This is a genomic window from Psychrobacter sp. CMS30 (assembly GCF_904846565.1).
Classification (GTDB): domain Bacteria; phylum Pseudomonadota; class Gammaproteobacteria; order Pseudomonadales; family Moraxellaceae; genus Psychrobacter; species Psychrobacter maritimus.
Genome location: NZ_CAJHBF010000009.1, coordinates 36,460 through 56,853, shown reverse-complemented (window position 1 = coordinate 56,853; position 20,394 = coordinate 36,460). Strand labels below are relative to the sequence as shown.

Sequence of the window (20,394 nt, the reverse complement as noted above, 5' to 3'; positions counted from 1 at the left end):
TAGCGAGTTAAGTGTTTTTAATTTTATGCATCGAACTTTTATAAGTTCAAAATTTATTAAAAGCGCTTTATTAATCAAAATCTTATGAATCAGAGTTTTATCAATCAAAGCTTTGTTAAGCATTGTCTTATATAGACAAGAATATTACTTCAGCCATGATTATCATTCTATTCTTAAAACGTAAACACGTCACTATTATGCGTGGCCTTATATGCTAGGCGTTTATGACTCGTGCTTTTATATAGGGATGAGCATAAAAAACATCAAGCTCAACCAGACAATGCCTTTATTATTTATAAAGCAGAACTATCGATAAAAGCGTGAGGAATAAAGGATAGTATGCTTACCAAGCATCGCGCCGGTCGCGGCAGATGATGGTTAGTAACGAATAGCATCGCACTCTATAGAGATAGAGCTTAGCATAAGTAGGATAGATATCGCGATAACACCGACCATCAGATACAAAAAAACCCACAAACATAATGGTGGGCTAATCGTTACTGACAAATTTAGTGTACAAAACATCAGTATAAAAAGTGGTAGCGGGGGCTGGATTTGAACCAACGACCTTCGGGTTATGAGCCCGACGAGCTACCAGACTGCTCCACCCCGCATCAATCTAGAACGCGTATTATAGGGAGGTTTTATAGAAGTGTCAACACTTATTTTAAATAAATACTAAATTAAGTATTGTCGACGATAATTCCAATCTTATACCGTTCAAGTAAAACATCGTACAAATAAAGCTTGGTGCGATTGGGGGGACTTGAACCCCCACAGCTTGCGCCACCACCCCCTCAAGATGGCGTGTCTACCAATTCCACCACAATCGCATCTTTCTCACTGTGCTGTTTTTCACCTTTAACCCTTTATAACAGATGCTTAAGGAGGGCATCGAAGGTTAAAGACTGCTAAAAACAGAGAAGCATTGTAAAACTAACCTCTTAAAATAGCAAGTACTGCCTGCAGCAAAAGCCACTTAACAACCACTCTATTCAAAATTAGCTATTATTAACTTATATACAGTCACTAATGATAGTCAATAAATACTAACTATCAACTATCAACTATCAAAAACAGCTACTGAGGATTTTGCGTTAAAGGACGCGGCGTTTGTGGTGCTGACACTGGCGCATCTAAACGGAACTGGTCTTCTGCCTGTTTACGCGCATGCACGGCAAGCGTCATACTGGTGATAAAAAATATCACCGTTAATACGGCGGTCGCACGCGTTAAAAAGTTTGCAGTCCCTGCGGCGCCAAATACTGTGCCTGATGAGCCAGCCCCAAAAGAAGCCCCAGCATCTGCCCCTTTACCATGCTGTATCAAAATCAAGCCAATCATGGCAATCGCCACGATAATGTGCAGGGCTAATATAAACGTAAACATGGTGGCCTCTTTTGCCGCGTAATGACGACTGATAACGAAAAATAAATCGTAGGGATTAATAGTAAAAATGAGTGATGTTTAACAATTGACATCTAATATTGCCAAACCAGTTGTATAAACAAAGCGATTATATAAATAAGGCGCATTGTACACGATTGCAAGGGCACTGTTAAAGCCACTTTTGCCAACTGCTAAAGACATTTTTTGAATAAAGTAGCTATTCAGTATTTATTAAACGGCTGTTTTATTTGATTTTATTAAGCCATAGCACGGCTAAAGGCCTGAACAATAGCTAAAAAGCTTTCTGCTTTTAATGATGCACCGCCGACTAATGCACCATCAATCATGCTATCGGCGGCAAAGCTATCGGCATTGTCGGCATTGACACTACCACCATATAAAACAGTCATGTTGTCTAATGCAGCATTAAAGCTCGCAAGCGTTTGCTTAATATGCTGATGCGTTGCACTTACCTCTGCCACGGTCGGTACTTTGCCAGTGCCAATCGCCCAAACTGGCTCATACGCGATGATTAAACGCGCTGGTAAACCTGCAATAAGTTCAGGTTGCTGGGCAAGCAAGTCCTTAATAACGGCTAATTGCGTATCAATGACGGCCAGTGTTTGCTTTGCATCGTACTGTGCTTGGGTTTCGCCAATACAAAATATCACGCCTAAACTTTGCGTGAGCGCATGAGTCATTTTTTGCAATAAGCAGTCATGCGATTCTTGATGGTACTGGCGGCGCTCAGAGTGACCCAATATCGTCCATGTTGCGCCAGCGTCTACCACTTGCTGCGCTGAACAATCGCCAGTATAAGCGCCTGTGCTTGCACTATGTGCGCTGATATCTTGAGCAGCGCACAACACCGAGCTACCTTTTAGACGCTCACTGACAGCTGTTAAATGAATAAAACTTGGTGCGACCATTAATTGACAGGCAGCGATATCAGATTGCTCTTTGCTGCTAACGGCAGTTAATAAGTCGTCTAGTAGCGCCTTGACGTCATGGCTCGTTGCTGGATTCTGCTTCCAATTTCCAATTACCCAAGCTTGCATACTTATATACCTTGTCTTATCTATTGCTGCCAATATGGCTCATATGCGCGCAAGTATAACAAATATTTCCCAAGTGCTATAGTATAGTGCGGTCAGAATCAAAACTCATGTTTTGCCGACTCTTACATTATATTTTTTCTAAGTGGTTATTTCTTATAGACTAACAATCTCATACCCTATATAAAGTCTTTTAACAGCAGTAAATTTAGATATCATTATATTTATAATGAATAAAACCAAGACAATCAATCATCTGTATGATTGACTAGCAATAATTACAACAAGTTAGATACAACTGATTGGCACTCGCTTATTAGACATAACTATATATGTCATGGTCGATCGTTGGTTATTAACTATATATAGTTGGTTTAAAATAAAATCGATACCCTAGGTATGCTAATAGTTGTGTGCGAGTTCAAAGTGAATGCGCTATAAATATTATAATAATGTGGTTTCGGTAAAATTCAGTCTAAAAAATTCAGCCTATTTGATATCAAGCAAAGAGAGGTCTTAATGTCTATTACAGCCAGTAAATACGGCGGTTTAGCACAGCAATTGATTAGTGAAGGTATTGTGAGCGAAGCGCATATGAAAACTGCGCAAACGGAGTCACAACAACAGCAAATAGGGCTAGTGCCTTATTTGGTCGACCACAAGCTTGCCAATGCTTATCAGTTGGCACAGATGTTGTCACAAGCGTTTGGCGATCCTCTTTTTGATCTTGATGCGCTCAGCTCAGACGTCATACCAAAAGACTTGGTCGATGAAAAAATCGTGCGCAAGTTTAATGCCTTACCGCTTTTTAAGCGCGGACAGCGCTTGTTTGTGGCATTGAGTGACCCGACCCGTATTGATGCCATCGATGCTATTGCCTTTAACTCACGCCTATCTATTGAAACCGTCGTCGTTGAAGAAGATAAGTTAAAAAAGCGTATTGAAAACCTTTACGCCGATACCATGCAGCATTTTGATAGCTTTTCTGATAACGATTTAAATATTGGATTTGATGAAAGCGAAGAAGACGAAGGTGAAACCAAGCTTAGTGACGGTGTCGATGAAGCACCGGTTGTAAAGTTTGTCAATAAAATGCTGGTTGACGCCATTCGTATGGGCGCATCAGACTTACATTTTGAACCCTACGAGAAAACCTTTCGAGTGCGCTTCCGTGTCGATGGTGTGATGCAAAAAATGGCCAGCCCGCCGGTACAACTGGCGAGTAAGATTGCGGCACGCTTAAAAGTGATGTCGCAGATGGACATCTCCGAGCGCCGTATACCGCAGGATGGCCGTATTAAGCTTAAGATATCTAAAGATAAAGCCATCGATTTCCGAGTAAACTCTTTACCTACCTTATTTGGCGAAAAACTGGTTTTACGTATCTTGGATCCCTCATCAGCCATGCTTGGTATTGAAGCATTGGGTTATGAGCCCGATCAAAAAGAGATGTTTTTAGAAGCATTACATAAACCGCAAGGCATGCTTCTTATCACCGGTCCTACCGGCTCTGGTAAAACCGTGTCGCTCTACACCGGTATTAATATTTTAAATACCGGCGAGACCAATATTTCTACTGCCGAAGATCCGGTCGAGATTAACCTTGAAGGTATCAATCAGGTCAACGTCAACCCGAAGGTGGGTTTGACCTTTGCCAATGCGCTTAAGTCATTCTTACGTCAAGATCCTGATATCGTTATGGTTGGTGAGATTCGTGACCTTGAAACCGCTGAAATTGCGATTAAAGCGGCACAAACGGGACATATGGTGCTGTCGACCCTGCATACAAACTCTGCACCTGAAACTTTAACCCGTTTACGTAATATGGGTGTTGCCTCATTTAATATCGCAACGTCAGTAAACTTAGTGATTGCTCAACGGTTAGCACGGCGCTTATGTAAAAACTGTAAAAAACCAATCAATATCCCGCGTCAAAGCCTGCTTGAACTGGGCTTCACCGATGCTGATTTAGACAATCCAGACAATATTATTTATGAACCAGTCGGCTGTAACGAATGCCGTGAAGGTTATAAAGGGCGTGTTGGTATTTACGAAGTGATGAAAGTCAGCCCTGATATCTCCCGTATTATTATGGAAGATGGTAACGCGATAGACATTAAAGATGCGGCGCTAAGAAACGGCTTTAGAGACTTACGCCGCTCTGGCGTTTTAAAAGTACTACAAGGGGTGACCAGTATTCAGGAAATGATGCGCGTGACCTCTGAATAACTATTGTTAAAAATAAAAATGCTATTATTTTTAATTTTAAGCATGGATTTTTATAAACCAGCAATATTACCTAACAGATGTACTTAAATATAAAACAGATATATACTGGCTTTTTAAGCTAAAACAAAGTATATCACATTCAAAATACATATCAGGTATCTTTTTATAGCTTGGCAATTTTTTATAGCTTGGCAGTATCTCTATTAGACAATTTTTGAGGGTAGTAACATGGCAAAAGCTAAAACCGACATGCTGTTAGACTTTGTCTATGATGGGGTAAACCGGCGCGGACAAAAAGTGAAAGGCGAAACGACCAGTCGTAGCTTGGAGCTGGCAAAAGCCACCTTGCGCAAACAAGGTATCACGGTTAAAGGCATCAAGAAAAAGCCAAAGCCACTCTATACCTTTAAAAAATCTATCAAACCTATTGATATTGCCATTTTTGCCCGTCAATTGGCCACCATGATGAAAGCAGGTGTGCCGCTGACCCAGTCTTTTGAGATTGTCGCCGACTCACTTGATAATCCAAGCATGAAAGACTTGGTTCTGCAAATCAAAGCTGATATTGAAGCAGGTGGTACCTTTGCGTCGGCACTGCGCAAGCATCCGCGTTACTTTGATGACCTATTCTGTTCACTTGTCGATTCTGGTGAGCAATCAGGTGCACTTGAGACCATGTTAGAGCGCGTTGCGACCTATAAAGAAAAAAGTGAGCTGTTAAAAGCCAAAATTAAAAAAGCAATGAAATATCCGATTGCGGTTGTTGTCGTTGCCATTATCGTTACTATGATTCTACTGATTAAAGTGGTTCCTGTATTTTCGGATTTATTCGAGTCTTTTGGTGCTGAACTACCCGCTTTTACTCAAATGGTCGTTAATATGTCTGAGTGGATGCAGGCATGGTGGTTTATTTTAATCGTGGTTATTGGCGGTGCTATTATTGGCTTTTCAGAGGCCAAAAAACGGTCTAAGAAATTCCGTGATTTCTTAGACCGTGCGGTTTTAAAAGCGCCAATATTTGGTAATATTGCTTACCAAGCCGTTATCGCCCGTTTCGCCCGTACGCTATCAACCACCTTTGCCGCTGGTGTACCGCTTATTGATGCCTTAGATTCTACCGCTGGAGCAGCAAATAACGTGGTGTTTTATAATGCCATTCAGCAAATAAAAAATGATGTCTCAACAGGTCAGCAACTACAGTTTGCCATACGCTCAACCAATATATTTCCAAGTATGGCGATTCAAATGGTCGGTATCGGTGAAGAGTCAGGTAGCTTAGAAGAGATGCTAGATAAAGTAGCGGTCTATTACGAAAATGAAGTCGATAACGCGGTTGATGGGTTGACCAGCTTGATGGAACCTATGATTATGGCAGTGCTAGGCGTACTAGTCGGCGGCTTAGTAATAGCGATGTACTTACCAATCTTCCAAATGGGCTCAGTGGTAGGCTAAAATCTACTACAAGGACAACGACTTCATGCAATTTATTCAGTTATTACAAGAAAATATGACTCTTGCTTTAGTCGTATTTGGTCTACTCGGTCTTTGTGTTGGCAGTTTCTTAAATGTCGTCATTCATCGGTTACCGCTTATGATGGTAGCGGCTTGGCGTCAAGAGTGTAGCCAGTTTATGGCTGAGCAAGCGGACATGCCGCGTGAACATACGCAGCCATTACCAGATATCGTTGCCACCGATACGCCTATCACATTAAGCACACCTGCTTCACGCTGCCCTCATTGCGCCCATAAAATAAAATGGTATGAGAATATCCCTTTGATAAGTTGGCTTGCATTACGGGGACGCTGCTCAGACTGTAAAGCCCCTATTGGACTGCGTTATCCTATTGTTGAGCTAGCGTCCGCCCTACTATCTATCTTGGTCATTTACAAGTTTGGCGTCAGCGCCGCTGGATTATCTGCCCTGATTTTGGTCTGGACGCTGGTAGCATTAACCGGTATTGACTTTGATACGCAGCTACTGCCTGACCGCCTGACTTTTCCATTAGCAGGATTAGGCTTGGCGGTAAACTCGCAAGGCTGGTTTGTATCCCCTACTCAGTCCATTTGGGGGTTGTTACTCGGATTTTTATCTTTATGGGTTGTGGTTAAAGTCTTTTATCTCATCACTAAAAAACATGGCATGGGACAAGGTGACTTTAAATTATTGGCGGTGTTGGGTGCTTGGCTTGGCCCTATGATGTTGCCGTTAATTATTCTACTGTCGTCACTGCTTGGTTCAATCGTTGGGCTTATTCTAATGAAAAAACAAGGGGAAAGTCGTCCTTTTGCCTTTGGTCCTTATATCGCGATTGCCGGTATCATCGCTTTAGTATACGGCTCAGACATCGTCAATTGGTACCTAGGGATGTATACTTAGCCATCTATCCTATGCAAGTAGACCCGCAATTTCTAAAAACAGGGTCTTTAACCTGCTAGAATAGGATATTGCTGTATTACGGTCATCCCTCTTTTATCAGTTAAATAAGTCATTATTATGTCAAATTACGCCTCATCTTCGTCTTATTCCTTTCAACCACAGCCTCACCAAGCCAAAAGTAAGACATTGGTCATCGGTTTAACCGGTGGTATCGGCAGCGGCAAGTCGGCGGCAAGCGACTGGTTTGCCAAGCAAGGGATTGATATTATTGATGCGGATGTGATTGCTCATCAAGTTGTCGCTAAAGGTAGTACCACTTTACGCAAAATCAAGAGAAAATTTGGTGATTGGGTATTAAAGGCCGATGGTGAAATGGATCGCGCTGCTGTGCGCACCCATGTCTTTACTCATCCTGAAGCCTTAATTGAGCTTGAAGCAATCACCCATCCAGCGATACGTGAAGCGGCGAAACTGCAACTAGCAGCCAGCACGTCACCGTACGTGGTGCTATCAGCGCCGCTGCTCATTGAAGGTGCTGAAGCGGGGCTTGCCAATTTATGCCACCGTATTTTGGTAATGGATGCCACCGAGGACACCCAACTTGCGCGTGCCAGCCAGCGTGACGAGCAAAGCGTACAAAAGATTAAAGCCATTATGGTCAATCAGCTAAGCCGCGAAGAGCGTAATCGTTATGCAGATGATGTGGTACTCAACGAGAGCGATCTTGCGGCATTATATGTACAGCTTGAGCCTTTACACCAAGACTATCTTACGCTTGCCCAGCAGCTAAAGTTCGCTGCCGATTAATCTCGTAGAGCGCCATACCGGTAGCAACACTCACATTTAAACTCTGTAAGTTACCATGCTCGTTGCCTGACATTGGAATATAAACCAGCTCATCGCAGCTTTCTGTTGTCAGGCGACGCATGCCCTCACCTTCTGATCCCATAATAATAGCGGTTTTTCCGGTCAAATCTGCCTCATGTATTGGCTTAGCCTCTGCATTTAAGGCAGTACCAAAGACAAATACACCAGCGTTTTTAATCTTGGTTAGCGTACGTGCCAAATTGGTCACACTGACGATAGGCATCATCTCTGCCGCCCCTACCGATACTTTAGCAACGGTTGGCGTCAAGCTTGCCGCATGGTGTTTTGGACAAATGACCGCATCAACGCCCATGGCCACTGCAGTACGTAAACACGCACCAAAGTTATGCGCATCGGTAATTTGATCAAGCACCAATAATAAACACTGCTCACGTCCAGCAATGGTATCGAGCAAGCCTTCGTCAGCGAACCCTAACGGGCGCGCATTAAGCACCACGCCTTGGTGCTGCGGACTGCCGCACAGTTGCGTAAGCTTGTCTTTTTGCGTCGGTTGAATACTAATGCCATTATCACGTGCTTGCGCCATAATCGCTTGTACGTGGCTGTCAGTCTCACGTCCTTGCTGCACAAATAAGCTGAGTCCATCAAGCGGACGGTGTTCGAGTAAGGCATCAATTGCATGAATACCATAGAAATAGCTAGGTTTTGCCATAATAGGCCTATTGATTATAAAGTGGGTATCGCGCGCGGCGATAAAGAAGAAAAATATAACGATAATTGTAGCAACTAATCAACGGCTAAACGAAATATTATTATTAAAAAAATCGTCAAAAAAAAGAAACAAACCTTATTTAAGATTTATCTCTTTTTAAGTGCTTCGTTTTAGGTGTCAGAAGTAGTCTTTTAACACCCTTATCCGCATTGACTTTTGATAGTATGAATTTTTAAGAGCTTTATCTTTTAATAGAAGCAACCTTAAATAGCATTAACCTTCTAAATGACAGATATACTGCACGATTTCTTCCGTGCGTAAGTTAAAGCCACTATTGCCTTCGACCACGAATGATTGTCCTGCACGGTAGTAGCTGAATTCTTCTTCACCGTTTATTTTGACCTCACACTCACCGCTGATGATTTCGATACGTTCGGAGGTATTGGTGCTAAAGTGATAGTGTTCGACCAAATTGTCGCAAGGCAAAATAACTCCTAACGTTTTATGGCGACCGTCCTCAAACATAATGGTATGGCTTGAGCAACGACCATCGTAGGATATCGTGGCTTGAGCATTGACTGTTACATTGGTAAATTGCGCCGCTGTCATAGTGGCTTCCTTATCAAATAATTATTGCCAAACTAAAAAACCAAATTGAAAAATCGAATTGAAAAATCAGAGATTAATTCACTGCCTAAATGACAGTTAAACAACCTCTTTTTAATGACTAATACTATATTTCATTATATATAAGACCAACCTTGTAGCACAGATTGTATGAAAATCTGGTGGTAAGAGTTTATCATTATGTGAGATTATGCTACCACATTATATCTATAAAGTTTGTTACAGCGACTAGGAAAGTTTGCTTTATTATTAAATGCATGACCATACTTTGATTACCTTTAAAATTTGTATTTACGGTCTTTTGCCACCATAATATTTGCCAATCCCCTTTATCTCATTAGCACCATTAACCAAAGCCATTTATTTCCTTTATTTACCTATTTTAGACATGAATTATCAGCATAATTGGTGAAGTTCATTGTCTGCCATGAGAGGCGTTGATGCTCGTATCATTAACTTTACATCAGTTTGCATTGATTGCTCAGCATGAGCTGAGTGTGGCTGAAGGCTTCAATGTCATCACCGGTGAGACGGGTGCTGGCAAGTCATTATTATTGGATGCGCTATCTTTATGTGCAGGCGAACGCGCCGACAGTGCGATGGTCAGACACGGGGCTGCGCACGCCGATATTTATGCCCAGTTTGATGTAGAAAATAATGACGTCGTTGCCGAATGGTTTGCTAAACATGAGCGTCCATTAGAAGAACCTGAAGTACTCATTCGTCGTCAGCTTAGTAATACAGGGCGCTCAAAAGCGTGGTTAAATGGCACGCCCGTCAGCTTGGCAGAGCTTAAAAGCTTGGGCGCCTTACTGGTTAATATCCATAGTCAACATGCCCAGCAAGCATTACTTAAGCCGCAGTTTGTGGTGCAATGGCTGGACGAGATGGCACAAATCACGCCACTTGCAGAACAAACGGCTAGCAGCTACCAAGCTTATCAGCAGCTTAAACGTCGGGCTGCTGATATCGCTAGCCGCGAAGCCCAGCGCCAAGACCGTATGCAGTTGTTGCAAAGCCAGCTTGCCGACATTGAGCCACTGCTCGCCGTTGATTATGCAGAAGTTGAAGCGGAGCACGAAGAGTTATCCAATATCGAGGCATTAATGCAAGAGGCAAGTCATGGCTTGCATCTGCTCGATAATGACAGCGACGAGCCTGATGTCATGACCTTGCTGGGTCAAGCGATTAAGCTCTGTGATAACCAAATGGGCGTCAGTCAAACCTTTGAGCAGGCTTCCGAACAATTGCATTTAGCCCAGCAACAAATTACTGAGGTCACAGGCTTGTTATCGGATTATGCTGAGCAACAGCTACCTGACCCTGAGCGCCTGCAAACACTCGATAGCCTAATCAGTCTCGGGCACCGTTTGTCACGTAAGCATGGCTTGCCAGCAAATGATTTAATCGATGAAGCAAAAGGTTGGGAAGCACAATTAGAACAATTAGAAAACCAGCCAAGCAGCGATGCGATGGCGGCGCAAATTGAGCAAGCATGGCAAGATTATCTCACGCTCGCAACGCAGTTAAATAAAGAGCGCTCAAAAGCGGCGCCAATGGTCAGTAAGCAGCTGATTAAGCAATTACAACCACTTGCCCTGCCCAACGCCCGCTGCGAGTTTGTATTTACCAAAAAGGCCGATACGAGCCAATATAGTGCGCAAGGCTGCTATGATATTGATTTATTATTTAGCGCCAACGTCGGTATGCCGATGCAGCCATTACACAAAATCGCCTCGGGCGGTGAGCTGTCACGGATGGCACTGGTGATGCAAGTATTGCAAGCGACCAATGCTGATAATAATGCCGCCAAGCCAATGCTGGTCTTTGATGAAGTGGATGTCGGTATCAGTGGCGGCACCGCGCAAGTGGTCGGTGAGTTACTACGCGCGCTTGGGCAAACGCAGCAACTGCTTGCCATTACCCACCAAGCACAAGTCGCGGCACAAGCACATCAACATATCTTGGTACAAAAACATCATGATGAACAAACCGAAAGCGAGCTATTAATATTGACCGATAGTGCGCAAGTCGATGAGCTGGCACGTATGTCTGGCGGTGTGACCATTACTGATGTCACCCGTGACCATGCGCGTAGTTTATTGACCGATGTTAAATAAACATTTACGGTGCACCATTAACGTCGAATAAGCGCTAAATATTTGCTTTGGTTGATTTTTTACTCAGTATCGCCATATAGTGGTGTGTCATCTCTGTTATTTTACCATTTACATTAGGTTGCGTTTTTTGCTATGTCCAAAGCCAATTTGACCCATCATTTCTTAATTGCGGCACCCGAGCTGTCAGACCCACGGTTTGAGCAGGCGCTGATTTATATCTGTCGTCACGATAAACATGGGGCACTCGGTCTGATGGTCAATCGGCCATTAGAGCAGTCACGCGTGGGCAAACTGTTAGAGGATTTAGACATTGAAGTGACTGACCCACAAGTGATGGAAGATGTGGCGCTAGAAGGTGGTCCTATGTACCCAGAAGTCGGCTTTGTCCTGCATACGGGGCAGCCAGAATGGGCATCGTCTTTTGCAATATCAGAAAACGTCTGTATCACTACCAGTCAAGATATCCTAAAACGTATCGCCGCCGGTCAAGGCGTTGGCCATTATCAGCTGTGCTTAGGTCATGCCAGTTGGGGTAAAAAACAGCTCGACCAAGAGCTCAATAACGGCGACTGGCTCGTCTGCCCTGCTGATTTAAACTTATTGTTTGATACGCCATTTGAAGAACGTTGGCAAATCGCTGCCGATAAGATTGGCGTTAATTTTGACTATTTAAGCAGCGATATTGGTCATGCCTAGCGTTATATATTGAGTGCTATATACTTAGCAGCATTTGCTTAATGAAGACAGAAATAGGAAACACCCCTGATTATGGTAGATAGCACGCTTATAACAGATACGACAGCTGTCGAACCAGCGATTAAGCCGCATCTTATTTTGGCACTCGATTATGGCGTCAAAAAGATGGGCATGGCGTTAGGTAATACCATTACCGAGACTGCGCGTGCCTTTGATATCTTGGCGATGAATAACGGTCAGCCTGATTGGGATAATCTGCTCGGTATTATCAAGGTTTGGGGCGTGGCAAAAGTGGTGGTCGGATTGCCACTGAATATGGATGGTAGCAGCTCGATGCTGTCCAAGCGGGCGCACAAATTTGCCCGCCGCTTAGCTCATAGAGTTATGGAGCAGCATCTGCCGGTAGTCGTGAGTCTTTGCGATGAGCGTCTAACTTCAGTGGCAGCACGCGAAATTGCGTGGGAAAACGGCTGGATTAAAAACGAGCGTGATCCAATTGATGATATCTCCGCCTGTATCCTGATGTCGACTTACTTTGCTGATCCCAGTAGCAGTATCGCCATCGACGCGATCAAAGCGGATTAAGATAGCAGTAAGTCCATTGCTAACATACCGCGCCTCTTTGCTATATCATCTAAACGAATAAATGACTGATTAATATGACCACTGTCTCAGACCAATCTTTGCAAAACAAGTCGCAACGTGGCTTTGCGCCGCTCGCGATTGCGCGTATCAAAGGCGCTCAACGAGCGAACCAAATAGCGATTTATCTTATTTATGCCGCTATTCTCGCCTTCATGGTCTTTGGCACCATTGCCAGTATCAAAGCCTTTCATGACAATCAGCTGCTTTATCAACTCTTCTATAACTTGCCCTATGCCTTGGTTGCGCTCACGATTCCTATTACTATCTATGATGCGTTGGTTATTTATCGTTATCGCTTAAATCAGCCATCGATGATTGCTATGAGTATTGGCGTATCGACGATCATATTGGTTGGCGGGCTTTTATTTGCCGATACTGCTTGGTTGGGACTATCTTGTTGGCTTGGGGTGGCATTTTTATTCAAAGTTAGCTTTAAGCGCTTTTTTAACTTTTTAGAAACTGAAGAAGACACTGAAATCGCTGAAGAAGTGTAAAACAGCTGAACAGAAAATAATGCTAAGCAATAGATAGCAAAAAAAATTTAACCTTTTATTAATTTAAAACGACGACTATGACAACTTCAATATCTGATAGCACGATTCAACATCATCTAGATACCCAAGGGCTTATTTGCCCTGAGCCAGTGATGATGCTGCATCGAATCATTCGTAAAGCCGAAGCCGGTGCGGTGATTGAGATACTCGCCACTGACCCTGCAACCACTCGCGATATTCCTAATTTTTGCCGTCATTTGGGGCATGAGCTTGTGCAGCAAGAAACCCTTGCTGAAAATGTACCTTTAAATGTTGATCCGGATGAAATCACAGTTGCTGACGATAATAACGCACCTATCAGCGCCACGCTTTATCGGTATTTGGTCAAGAAAAAGAATGCTTAAATGTATTTGATTGACCCTAGAGCATTAGTAACCTAAGAGCACTAAGAACGTCAGTACATTAATAAAGTAACAGCAGTAATAGCATCAAGATATCTTTGCTTTGTACGAAACATATCATTCACAAATTAAAGGTAGATAGCGTGTTAGCAACCCAAAAGCAGTATGTGCAGTGGCAGGAAAACAAAGACGGAAACGAAACCTTACATCAAGCACTTTGGTTGTCGGAGAGCAATCATATGCCGCCTGCGCGTATTGTATTGATTGATGATAAAACGACCGCAGATGAGGCTTACCGTTTGGCTTGCGAGGGCACTTCATTACTGTGGCGCGGTGACTTTCATAATGCCAAGCAATTGCTACAAGCGCTCAACCGACGTATTGAGCGTACCAATGAGCGCTCTGAGCAGCGTAAAATAAAAAAAGCAGCAAATCAGTCTGCTAAGTCTAATAAAACTGCAGTTGAATCTTCAGAGTTATCCAAAGACATTCCCAACTTATTTCATCAGCAGCGCCAAATCCAAGCCCAGCGTGCGCGTATCTTAAGCCGCTTGCTATTAGAACTTGATGCCAATTATGTCAGCCAGTTACGCCGCGCTCCCGATGTGAGTGCCGCTTGTATAGCTGCTTTTGGCGAGCTGAAAGAGTCATGTGTACTGTCGTTTCGTGATTTGCAAGGGGCGCTTGGCGCAGCACAGTGGCGCGAAAAAGGCGTCCCAATTGAAAGCCTAGGTCTATCGATATTCCCGCATTATGGCGTTTTTGCGCCAACTCGCCATGAGTATGTGCAGCTATTGCTTGATGCACCATTGCCGAAAATTCATGATGTCGCCTATGATATTGGTACGGGCACTGGCTTGCTGGCTATTATTTTAGCGCAGCGCGGTATAAATCAGGTAATTGCCACCGACTTAAATCCGCGTGCTTTGGCCTGCGCCAGTGAAAACTTTACGCGCCAAGGGCTAGCTAACGTACAGTTACAGCAAGCAGACCTTTATCCGACTGATGCGCCACTTGCCAATTTAATTGTCTGTAATCCGCCTTGGTTGCCTGCTAAGCCCAGCTCGCCGTTAGAGTACGCCGTTTATGATGCCAACAGTGCAATGCTGCGTGGATTTTTGCAGGGCGCGAAATCTCATTTAGCTAAGCAAGGAGAAGTCTGGTTGATTCTGTCGGATTTGGCTGAGCATTTACAATTACGCACTCGTGAGGAATTATTAGGCTGGTTTGCTAATAGTGGTTTGAAAGTAAAATACCGTCTCGATACCAAACCTAAGCATGGTCGCAGTCAAGATAATACCGATCCTCTATTTGTGGCGAGGAGTAGCGAGGTTACCTCGTTATGGTGCTTGCAGCGTGTTTAATATTCAATCATTGAGTATCGTCTTATGAGCCGCGACCGTGCTGTGCAACAGCGCCAACCTAAAGCGCTAGCCGTTGATGATGAACCTACTTATATCACTGAGTTTCGTCAAGCGATGCTTGCCCGCGGACTTGCAACGCGGACGCGTAATGCTTATGTCCGCGATTTACGTTCTTGCGAGTTGACCAATCCTATCGCGCTGACGAAATGGCAACCTAATGACGTGCTGCACTGTCTATCTACCCTTACTCAGGAAGGCAAAACGCCGCGCACGCAAGCACGTATGCTCTCAAGCTTGCGCCAGTTCTACCTTTGGATGATTGCTAGTAATCTGCGCGAGGACAATCCGTGCGAGCGTATCAAAAGCCCCAAATTAGGTCGTCCACTGCCAAAGGATTTGAGCGAGGCCGATGTCGATAACCTATTGGCGGCACCTGATAGCAGCACGGCGCTCGGTCTACGTGATAAAGCCATGTTAGAGGTGCTCTATGCGTGCGGTCTGCGCGTCAGTGAGTTGATTAACCTATCGCTTGAGCAAGTGAACCTAAACTCTGGTTGGCTACAAATTACGGGGAAAGGTAATAAGACCCGACTGGTGCCACTCGGCGAATATGCAGCAGAGGCGCTAGAAGATTATCTAACGCATGCCCGTGGCGATTTGATTGCGCATTTGAAATCGGGTAATTGCCAAGCGGTGTTTTTAACCGCGCAAGGTGGTTATATGACACGGCAGAACTTTTGGTATCTATTAAAGAAATACGCCAAAGTTGCCAGCATTGATAAAGAATTATCGCCGCATACCTTACGCCATGCTTTCGCGACTCATTTGCTCAATCATGGTGCGGACTTACGTAGCGTGCAATTATTACTGGGGCACAGTGATTTATCAACGACACAGATTTATACCCATGTGGCGACGGCAAGATTGCAGAAGTTGCATGCGGAGCATCATCCAAGAGGTTAGAATGCAGCATTATAAATTTTAATTGTAGAGTGGGTTAGTTTTGATAAGCTTTTGAAAAAAGTGCAGTCAAGACGTAACTCGCCTTACACGAATCGTCTATGAAGCAAGCAACTCATCAATTATTTGAATACACTCTTCCTTAGGTAAAATAAATTCATCTCCCATATCCATTGCTATTAAGCCATGCAAATCACTTTGAAACTTGTACGGTATTTCATTTGAATAATTTAGCAAAATTGTCATAGCTTTTTCAGAGACTTTGATAGGATTATAATTGTCTAATACTTGCTTTTTTAAATCTATTAATGCGTCTCGCATAAGTATGTTCATATTTTTCTCTAGTTATAAAAACACTTAAATACCATCTTGCCAAATTGCCTAATATTTTAACTCAATTCATTCTTGATGATCATAATAGGAATATTTAATGTTGCAAGCTCAGCCCTCTACTCTGCCTACCCTAACAAAAGGGCAAAATTCTGCACTCAAAAACCTTACCATCATAGGTTACTTAGAAGGCACGTCTTTTTTATTACTCCTTGGTGTCGCCATGCCTTTGAAATACATGTTAGGTATTCCTGAAGCAGTGAAATATATCGGTATGGCGCATGGAGCATTGTTTATCGCCTATATTTTGATGCTGTTGATTGCAACTAGCAAAATCAAAATGCCGCTATGGGCAATGCCTGCAGGTGTGCTTGGCTCGTTTTTGCCATTTGGTCCGTTTATATTTGATCATTTATTAAAGAAGCGGTTGGGGAAATAGAGGTTAGATAAAGATGTAGGGTGCACCTCGCGCACCAATTTTAGACATCATTTTGATTCAGGTGCGCATGCCACACCCTACCCATCTTCAAATGACGCAATCATATATTCGCAATCATATAACAGTCGCCTTGCGGCGCGGTTTAGTCCTGATAGTAGCGGATAGCAAGATTGACTCCCATCACAATTTTTGCAATAACAACTTCCCACCATACAATTCTATTAATAGGATGCTGCAAACCTGCCCTTTTCTCGTTACAATACCTGCCATAGTATATTAACCTTCTATTTATTAAATAATCTGAGAATCCCATGAGCCATAGACCCCCTGCTGACCTTTTAAAAAGCGCTGAACACTGGCGTGAAGATATTAACTTTCGCCAAGATGTGCTGGGCAAACCGTTTGACTTCGCGACCACGTGGGGTATTTTTTCACCGCAAAAGCTCGATGATGGCAGCTTGATGCTGCTTGATTATGTGGATTTTCAAGCGGATGATGATTCGATCGATTTGGGCTGTGGCTATGGCGTGCTTGGCATGACGGCGGCGCGTGAATGCCCGAATGGTCTGCATACGCTCATTGATAAAGACTTTATGGCGGTAGAATATGCGCGCCGTAACTGCGAGAAAAATGGTCTGAAAAATGTCGATGTGCATTTATCAAATGGCTTTAATCATGTGGCAAAAGACAAAGACTTTAGCCTTGTGATGTCAAACTTGCCAGCCAAAGTAGGTAAAGAGCAGCATTATTTATACTTCCTTGATGCCTATGCGCGCATGCGTCAAGGTGGGCGTTTTTATGTGGTGACGATTAATGGCTTGCGTCAATTTATGAAGCGCTCGTTTACCGAAGTATTTGGCAATAGTGAAAAGGTCAAACAAGGTAAAACCTATACCATTACCATGGCGACCAAAGATTAAGCTTAAGCAACTTAAAAGCTGAGCAAACGAAAATCCCGCTAATACGATGATGTGTTAGCGGGCTTTTTTATGGCTAAATTTTTAGGACTATATTTTTAAAGTGATATTTTTAGAATTACATTTTTAAAACTACATTTGCCGCTTAAGTAAATATCCACCCAATATCGCACTAGCGATAATCGGTAATAGCACCATTAATAATGGCGAAAAACCAGTCGCCAATGAGACAAAGCCAACCAAGTCTTGCACATAACTAAACAGCAAGCCGAATAGTAATGCCACGACAATACGTAAACCCAAGCTATGCGTACGTAGTGAGCCAAAGACGAATGAGCAAGCAACAATCACTAGCGATAAAATCGATAACGGTGACAGCAGCTTTTGCCAAAATGCCAGCTCATGACTTAACGAGCGCGTGCCTTGTTGGCGCATAAATTGACGATGCTCATACAGCTGGGTCAATGACAAATCTTCGGCCTTACGAGTGAGTAAATACACCGACTCAGGGGCAAAAGGCAAACTCAAGGTATCTAACGGTGCGATAGCTTGGCTACTCTCAAAGCCCTGACCAATCATCAGCTTGGTCATATTATTCAGCTGCCACTCGTAACGATATTGCTCGCTTGGTTTGCTGCTATTAGTATCTATCGCTTCGCGGCCGATATATTTCCCGCCCTCAGCATGAATAGCAGTTTGCAGATTGCCATTATTATCCAAATGCCAACGTTTAACTTCGCCGATGTTGCCTTGCACATCGGCATAATCGATATACAAAATATCGCTGCCATCTGGCTTGGCACTGCCGTCTTTTGCACTCTCAAAGCGTGGCTGTACCGTCCAATAACCACGTACCGAGGTGACAAGCGAGCTGTTATCTTCATCGTTAATCTCTTGCGCCAACTGATTCGAATGCGGTAGGACAAACTGATTAATCACCAATGCCAATAGCACAAAAATCAAGGCAGGCTGCAACACCCAACCGACGATACGATAAACACTGACGCCAGCGGCGCGCATGACGACCAGCTCGCTTTTATTGGCCAATAAACCTAAACCGACCACGGCACCAAGTAATGCGCCCGTTGGGATAAATTGCTCTAAGAAGTACGGCGAGCGATAAAAGATATATTTAATCGCCTCGCCCATCGTATAGTTATCATCTAGTGAATCTAGCTCAGACAAGTAAGAGAATACCAACTGCAATGCCCACAAGCCTATAACCGCGCCGATGATGGCAAGCAAAGCGTTTAGTTTAACGTAACGGCTGAGCACTTTTAGATTGGTTGGTTTTGGCGCAAGTTTTAGCTTATGGCTTGGCGAATTTGGCTCTGATGAATTAGACGATGATGATTTAGAGAATAAAGCGCTCATTAGGATTGTCCTCCTTGTGAGCCATTGCTTTTATGGTCAATATTGCCTTGATGCTCGCTGACGGTTAACTGCTCATCTGGTTTGCGAAAGCGCAAACGATGTTGGACGCGGCTGCCCCAATTCATATAGAGCGCCAATGCCATAAAACCTAATACCAACCATGCATACGCCCAAACGCTAACACTGCCTTTACTCACCGCATTTTTGAGAGAAATAATACCCAATGCACAGCTGATAAATAATAAAATCGATGGGAACAAGCGCAACCAGCGACCTTGACGCGGACGTACTTGCGCCAGTGGCACGGCCAGCATTGGTGCAATAATCATCAACCAAGGCAAGGCCAAGCGATAGCCAAGCTCCCCTTGTGCCGCTCGTAATGCGTTTTCACTATTCACTGCTGTACTGCCCGTTGCAGCTTGCCATAGTGGACCAATCGCTTGGGTTTCGATATTGGCTTCGGTGATGACTTCTTTGGAGGATTCGGTCAAGGTGATACGATAGCGATCAAAGCCCACTTGATTGTATTTTAGACTGCCCGCGCCGACTTCATAACGGCGACCTTGGAATAAATCCAATTGGGTGACGCCGCTACTGCCGGTATCTACTTGCTGAGCGCGTTTAGCGAGGGTAATGGTATCTTTACTGATACTGTTATCGCTTATAAGCGCATTTGGCAGCTCTGGGATATTGAGTCGCTCAGCAGTTTCTGGGTCAATATTATTATTAACATCAACGGCCGCATTTTTTGCCGCACTGCCTTTAGGCTTAGGCTCAGATTGTATCAATATCACATCTTGCAATTGCTTTTTATCATCGCTCAAGCTGCCGACATACAAATGATAATTACCGCTGCTGATAAACTGATTGGGGCGAATTAAATCAAAAGCGCTGGTCAACGCTTGCTGTTGCCAAACACTCTCAGATGAGCGTACGCCCCACGGTTTACCAACAATAGATAAAACCGCTTCCCCAACAAATAATGCCAATATCAACGGCGTCATCAAACGGCCAAGTTTACCGCGCGACACACCGCTGGCATTAATCACCGCCATTTCTTGGTCAACATACAAGCGCCCAAATACCAGCATTAGAGCGATAAAAAATGCCAATGGCAGGATAAGCTCTAAAAAGTAAGGCAAGTTATAACCAATGATGGTAAATAATAAGCTGATGTCCAGATTGCCTTCTGCGGCAATGCCAAAGTAACGGATTAAGCGGCCGCCGAGCATCATCACCACTAAAAACCCCAAGACCAAGGCGGTCGTTGAGGCAACTTGTTGAGTCATATAGCGGCGTAATATCACAATAGGCACTCTTTAGAAAAAGGTTGGTATGCGCACAATTTATCGCCGTCTGACTGACGATACTCTATAAATAGTAGCGATAAAGATAACCGTTAATCCTAGCATATTTTGCTCAAAAATGGCTGTGAAA

The 20,394-nt window shown here is 43.7% G+C and carries 20 protein-coding genes and 2 tRNA genes; 13 read left to right on the top strand and 9 right to left on the bottom strand.

The genetic code is table 11. The annotated features are described in order from the left end of the window. Positions 1-537: 537 nt before the first annotated feature. The 4 genes from JMX94_RS06490 to tpiA all read right to left on the bottom strand — a co-directional run bounded on the left by JMX94_RS06490 (position 538) and on the right by tpiA (position 2,447). A tRNA-Met gene (locus JMX94_RS06490) sits at positions 538-614 on the bottom strand. Positions 615-748: 134 nt separating this feature from the next. After that, positions 749-833: transfer RNA gene (locus JMX94_RS06485), tRNA-Leu, on the bottom strand. Between the two features lie 247 nt (positions 834-1,080). After that, a complete protein-coding gene (gene secG / locus JMX94_RS06480) occupies positions 1,081-1,389 on the bottom strand; it encodes a preprotein translocase subunit SecG (protein WP_025652589.1) in 309 nt (102 codons plus the stop codon). A gap of 257 nt (positions 1,390-1,646) precedes the next feature. Next, complete coding sequence (gene tpiA, locus JMX94_RS06475; protein WP_201564282.1) at positions 1,647-2,447, bottom strand: triose-phosphate isomerase; 801 nt, start codon at positions 2,445-2,447, stop codon at positions 1,647-1,649. A gap of 516 nt (positions 2,448-2,963) precedes the next feature. Between tpiA and pilB the strand changes: the two genes are divergently transcribed. The 4 genes from pilB (at position 2,964) to coaE (ending at position 7,857) form a co-directional block, all read left to right on the top strand. Next, complete coding sequence (gene pilB / locus JMX94_RS06470) at positions 2,964-4,673, top strand: type IV-A pilus assembly ATPase PilB (protein ID WP_201564280.1); 1,710 nt, start codon at positions 2,964-2,966, stop codon at positions 4,671-4,673. Positions 4,674-4,901: 228 nt separating this feature from the next. Then, entirely contained in the window at positions 4,902-6,125 is a 1,224-nt protein-coding gene (locus JMX94_RS06465) for a type II secretion system F family protein (protein ID WP_201564278.1), read from the top strand. 25 nt (positions 6,126-6,150) lie between these two features. After that, positions 6,151-7,050 (top strand): A24 family peptidase, encoded by a 900-nt coding sequence (locus tag JMX94_RS06460; RefSeq protein WP_201564276.1) that lies wholly within the window; start codon positions 6,151-6,153, stop codon positions 7,048-7,050. A 117-nt stretch (positions 7,051-7,167) separates the two neighbouring features. Next, positions 7,168-7,857 (top strand): dephospho-CoA kinase, encoded by a 690-nt coding sequence (gene coaE, locus JMX94_RS06455; RefSeq protein ID WP_201564274.1) that lies wholly within the window; start codon positions 7,168-7,170, stop codon positions 7,855-7,857. Here coaE and rlmB read toward each other — a convergent pair. Both rlmB and JMX94_RS06445 read right to left on the bottom strand, forming a co-directional pair. Beyond that, on the bottom strand, positions 7,820-8,590 hold the full coding sequence (gene rlmB, locus JMX94_RS06450; RefSeq protein WP_183619390.1) for a 23S rRNA (guanosine(2251)-2'-O)-methyltransferase RlmB: 771 nt from the start codon (positions 8,588-8,590) through the stop codon (positions 7,820-7,822). The two genes, coaE and rlmB, sit on opposite strands and share 38 nt — an antisense overlap. Positions 8,591-8,863: 273 nt before the next feature. Next, the gene (locus tag JMX94_RS06445) at positions 8,864-9,199 is read right to left on the bottom strand and encodes a pyrimidine/purine nucleoside phosphorylase (RefSeq protein ID WP_068407914.1); all 336 of its coding nucleotides are present in this window, start codon (positions 9,197-9,199) and stop codon (positions 8,864-8,866) included. Between the two features lie 458 nt (positions 9,200-9,657). Here JMX94_RS06445 and recN point away from each other — a divergent pair, with 458 nt between their 5' ends. The 7 genes from recN (at position 9,658) to xerD (ending at position 15,900) form a co-directional block, all read left to right on the top strand. Beyond that, the gene (recN, locus tag JMX94_RS06440; RefSeq protein ID WP_201564272.1) at positions 9,658-11,337 is read left to right on the top strand and encodes a DNA repair protein RecN; all 1,680 of its coding nucleotides are present in this window, start codon (positions 9,658-9,660) and stop codon (positions 11,335-11,337) included. A 132-nt stretch (positions 11,338-11,469) separates the two neighbouring features. Continuing rightward, positions 11,470-12,033 carry a YqgE/AlgH family protein gene (locus JMX94_RS06435; protein WP_183619385.1) on the top strand — a complete coding sequence of 188 codons (564 nt, stop codon included), beginning with the start codon at positions 11,470-11,472 and terminating at the stop codon, positions 12,031-12,033. A 72-nt stretch (positions 12,034-12,105) separates the two neighbouring features. Continuing rightward, a complete protein-coding gene (gene ruvX, locus JMX94_RS06430) occupies positions 12,106-12,618 on the top strand; it encodes a Holliday junction resolvase RuvX (RefSeq protein ID WP_201564270.1) in 513 nt (170 codons plus the stop codon). A gap of 74 nt (positions 12,619-12,692) precedes the next feature. Next, entirely contained in the window at positions 12,693-13,172 is a 480-nt protein-coding gene (locus JMX94_RS06425; RefSeq protein ID WP_201564268.1) for a hypothetical protein, read from the top strand. 77 nt (positions 13,173-13,249) lie between these two features. Beyond that, positions 13,250-13,576, top strand: coding sequence for a sulfurtransferase TusA (gene tusA, locus JMX94_RS06420; protein ID WP_068033657.1), 327 nt, complete (start codon positions 13,250-13,252; stop codon positions 13,574-13,576). 140 nt (positions 13,577-13,716) lie between these two features. After that, positions 13,717-14,937, top strand: a complete 1,221-nt coding sequence (locus JMX94_RS06415; RefSeq protein WP_201564266.1) for a class I SAM-dependent methyltransferase — start codon at positions 13,717-13,719, stop codon at positions 14,935-14,937. Positions 14,938-14,961: 24 nt separating this feature from the next. After that, positions 14,962-15,900 (top strand): site-specific tyrosine recombinase XerD, encoded by a 939-nt coding sequence (xerD, locus tag JMX94_RS06410; RefSeq protein WP_201564264.1) that lies wholly within the window; start codon positions 14,962-14,964, stop codon positions 15,898-15,900. Positions 15,901-15,996: 96 nt separating this feature from the next. On the opposite strand, the gene JMX94_RS06405 is transcribed toward xerD, so the two are convergent. Further along, positions 15,997-16,218: a hypothetical protein gene (locus tag JMX94_RS06405; protein ID WP_227673544.1), complete on the bottom strand. Its 222-nt coding sequence runs from the start codon at positions 16,216-16,218 to the stop codon at positions 15,997-15,999. 109 nt (positions 16,219-16,327) lie between these two features. On the opposite strand from JMX94_RS06405, the gene JMX94_RS06400 reads away from it, so the two are divergent. Continuing rightward, positions 16,328-16,666, top strand: coding sequence for a DUF3817 domain-containing protein (locus JMX94_RS06400; protein ID WP_201564260.1), 339 nt, complete (start codon positions 16,328-16,330; stop codon positions 16,664-16,666). Positions 16,667-16,977: 311 nt separating this feature from the next. Further along, entirely contained in the window at positions 16,978-17,586 is a 609-nt protein-coding gene (locus JMX94_RS06395) for a class I SAM-dependent methyltransferase (RefSeq protein ID WP_068407352.1), read from the top strand. Positions 17,587-17,715: 129 nt separating this feature from the next. On the opposite strand, the gene lptG is transcribed toward JMX94_RS06395, so the two are convergent. Beyond that, the gene (gene lptG / locus JMX94_RS06390; protein WP_201564258.1) at positions 17,716-18,957 is read right to left on the bottom strand and encodes an LPS export ABC transporter permease LptG; all 1,242 of its coding nucleotides are present in this window, start codon (positions 18,955-18,957) and stop codon (positions 17,716-17,718) included. Next, positions 18,957-20,246, bottom strand: a complete 1,290-nt coding sequence (gene lptF, locus JMX94_RS06385; RefSeq protein WP_201564256.1) for an LPS export ABC transporter permease LptF — start codon at positions 20,244-20,246, stop codon at positions 18,957-18,959. Before lptF ends, lptG begins: the two co-directional genes overlap by 1 nt. Between the last annotated feature and the right edge of the window lie 148 nt (positions 20,247-20,394).

Excerpts from the sequence above, each read along its gene's own strand:
- xerD (WP_201564264.1), top strand. The coding sequence starts at position 14,962 with ATGAGCCGCGACCGTGCTGTGCAACAGCGCCAACCTAAAGCGCTAGCC.
- secG (WP_025652589.1), bottom strand. The coding sequence starts at position 1,389 with ATGTTTACGTTTATATTAGCCCTGCACATTATCGTGGCGATTGCCATG.
- JMX94_RS06445 (WP_068407914.1), bottom strand. The coding sequence starts at position 9,199 with ATGACAGCGGCGCAATTTACCAATGTAACAGTCAATGCTCAAGCCACG.
- rlmB (WP_183619390.1), bottom strand. The coding sequence starts at position 8,590 with ATGGCAAAACCTAGCTATTTCTATGGTATTCATGCAATTGATGCCTTA.
- JMX94_RS06435 (WP_183619385.1), top strand. The coding sequence starts at position 11,470 with ATGTCCAAAGCCAATTTGACCCATCATTTCTTAATTGCGGCACCCGAG.
- JMX94_RS06460 (WP_201564276.1), top strand. The coding sequence starts at position 6,151 with ATGCAATTTATTCAGTTATTACAAGAAAATATGACTCTTGCTTTAGTC.
- JMX94_RS06425 (WP_201564268.1), top strand. The coding sequence starts at position 12,693 with ATGACCACTGTCTCAGACCAATCTTTGCAAAACAAGTCGCAACGTGGC.
- lptG (WP_201564258.1), bottom strand. The coding sequence starts at position 18,957 with ATGAGCGCTTTATTCTCTAAATCATCATCGTCTAATTCATCAGAGCCA.
- tpiA (WP_201564282.1), bottom strand. The coding sequence starts at position 2,447 with ATGCAAGCTTGGGTAATTGGAAATTGGAAGCAGAATCCAGCAACGAGC.
- JMX94_RS06395 (WP_068407352.1), top strand. The coding sequence starts at position 16,978 with ATGAGCCATAGACCCCCTGCTGACCTTTTAAAAAGCGCTGAACACTGG.
- tusA (WP_068033657.1), top strand. The coding sequence starts at position 13,250 with ATGACAACTTCAATATCTGATAGCACGATTCAACATCATCTAGATACC.
- recN (WP_201564272.1), top strand. The coding sequence starts at position 9,658 with ATGCTCGTATCATTAACTTTACATCAGTTTGCATTGATTGCTCAGCAT.
- coaE (WP_201564274.1), top strand. The coding sequence starts at position 7,168 with ATGTCAAATTACGCCTCATCTTCGTCTTATTCCTTTCAACCACAGCCT.
- JMX94_RS06405 (WP_227673544.1), bottom strand. The coding sequence starts at position 16,218 with ATGCGAGACGCATTAATAGATTTAAAAAAGCAAGTATTAGACAATTAT.
- lptF (WP_201564256.1), bottom strand. The coding sequence starts at position 20,246 with ATGACTCAACAAGTTGCCTCAACGACCGCCTTGGTCTTGGGGTTTTTA.
- JMX94_RS06400 (WP_201564260.1), top strand. The coding sequence starts at position 16,328 with ATGTTGCAAGCTCAGCCCTCTACTCTGCCTACCCTAACAAAAGGGCAA.
- JMX94_RS06465 (WP_201564278.1), top strand. The coding sequence starts at position 4,902 with ATGGCAAAAGCTAAAACCGACATGCTGTTAGACTTTGTCTATGATGGG.
- pilB (WP_201564280.1), top strand. The coding sequence starts at position 2,964 with ATGTCTATTACAGCCAGTAAATACGGCGGTTTAGCACAGCAATTGATT.
- ruvX (WP_201564270.1), top strand. The coding sequence starts at position 12,106 with ATGGTAGATAGCACGCTTATAACAGATACGACAGCTGTCGAACCAGCG.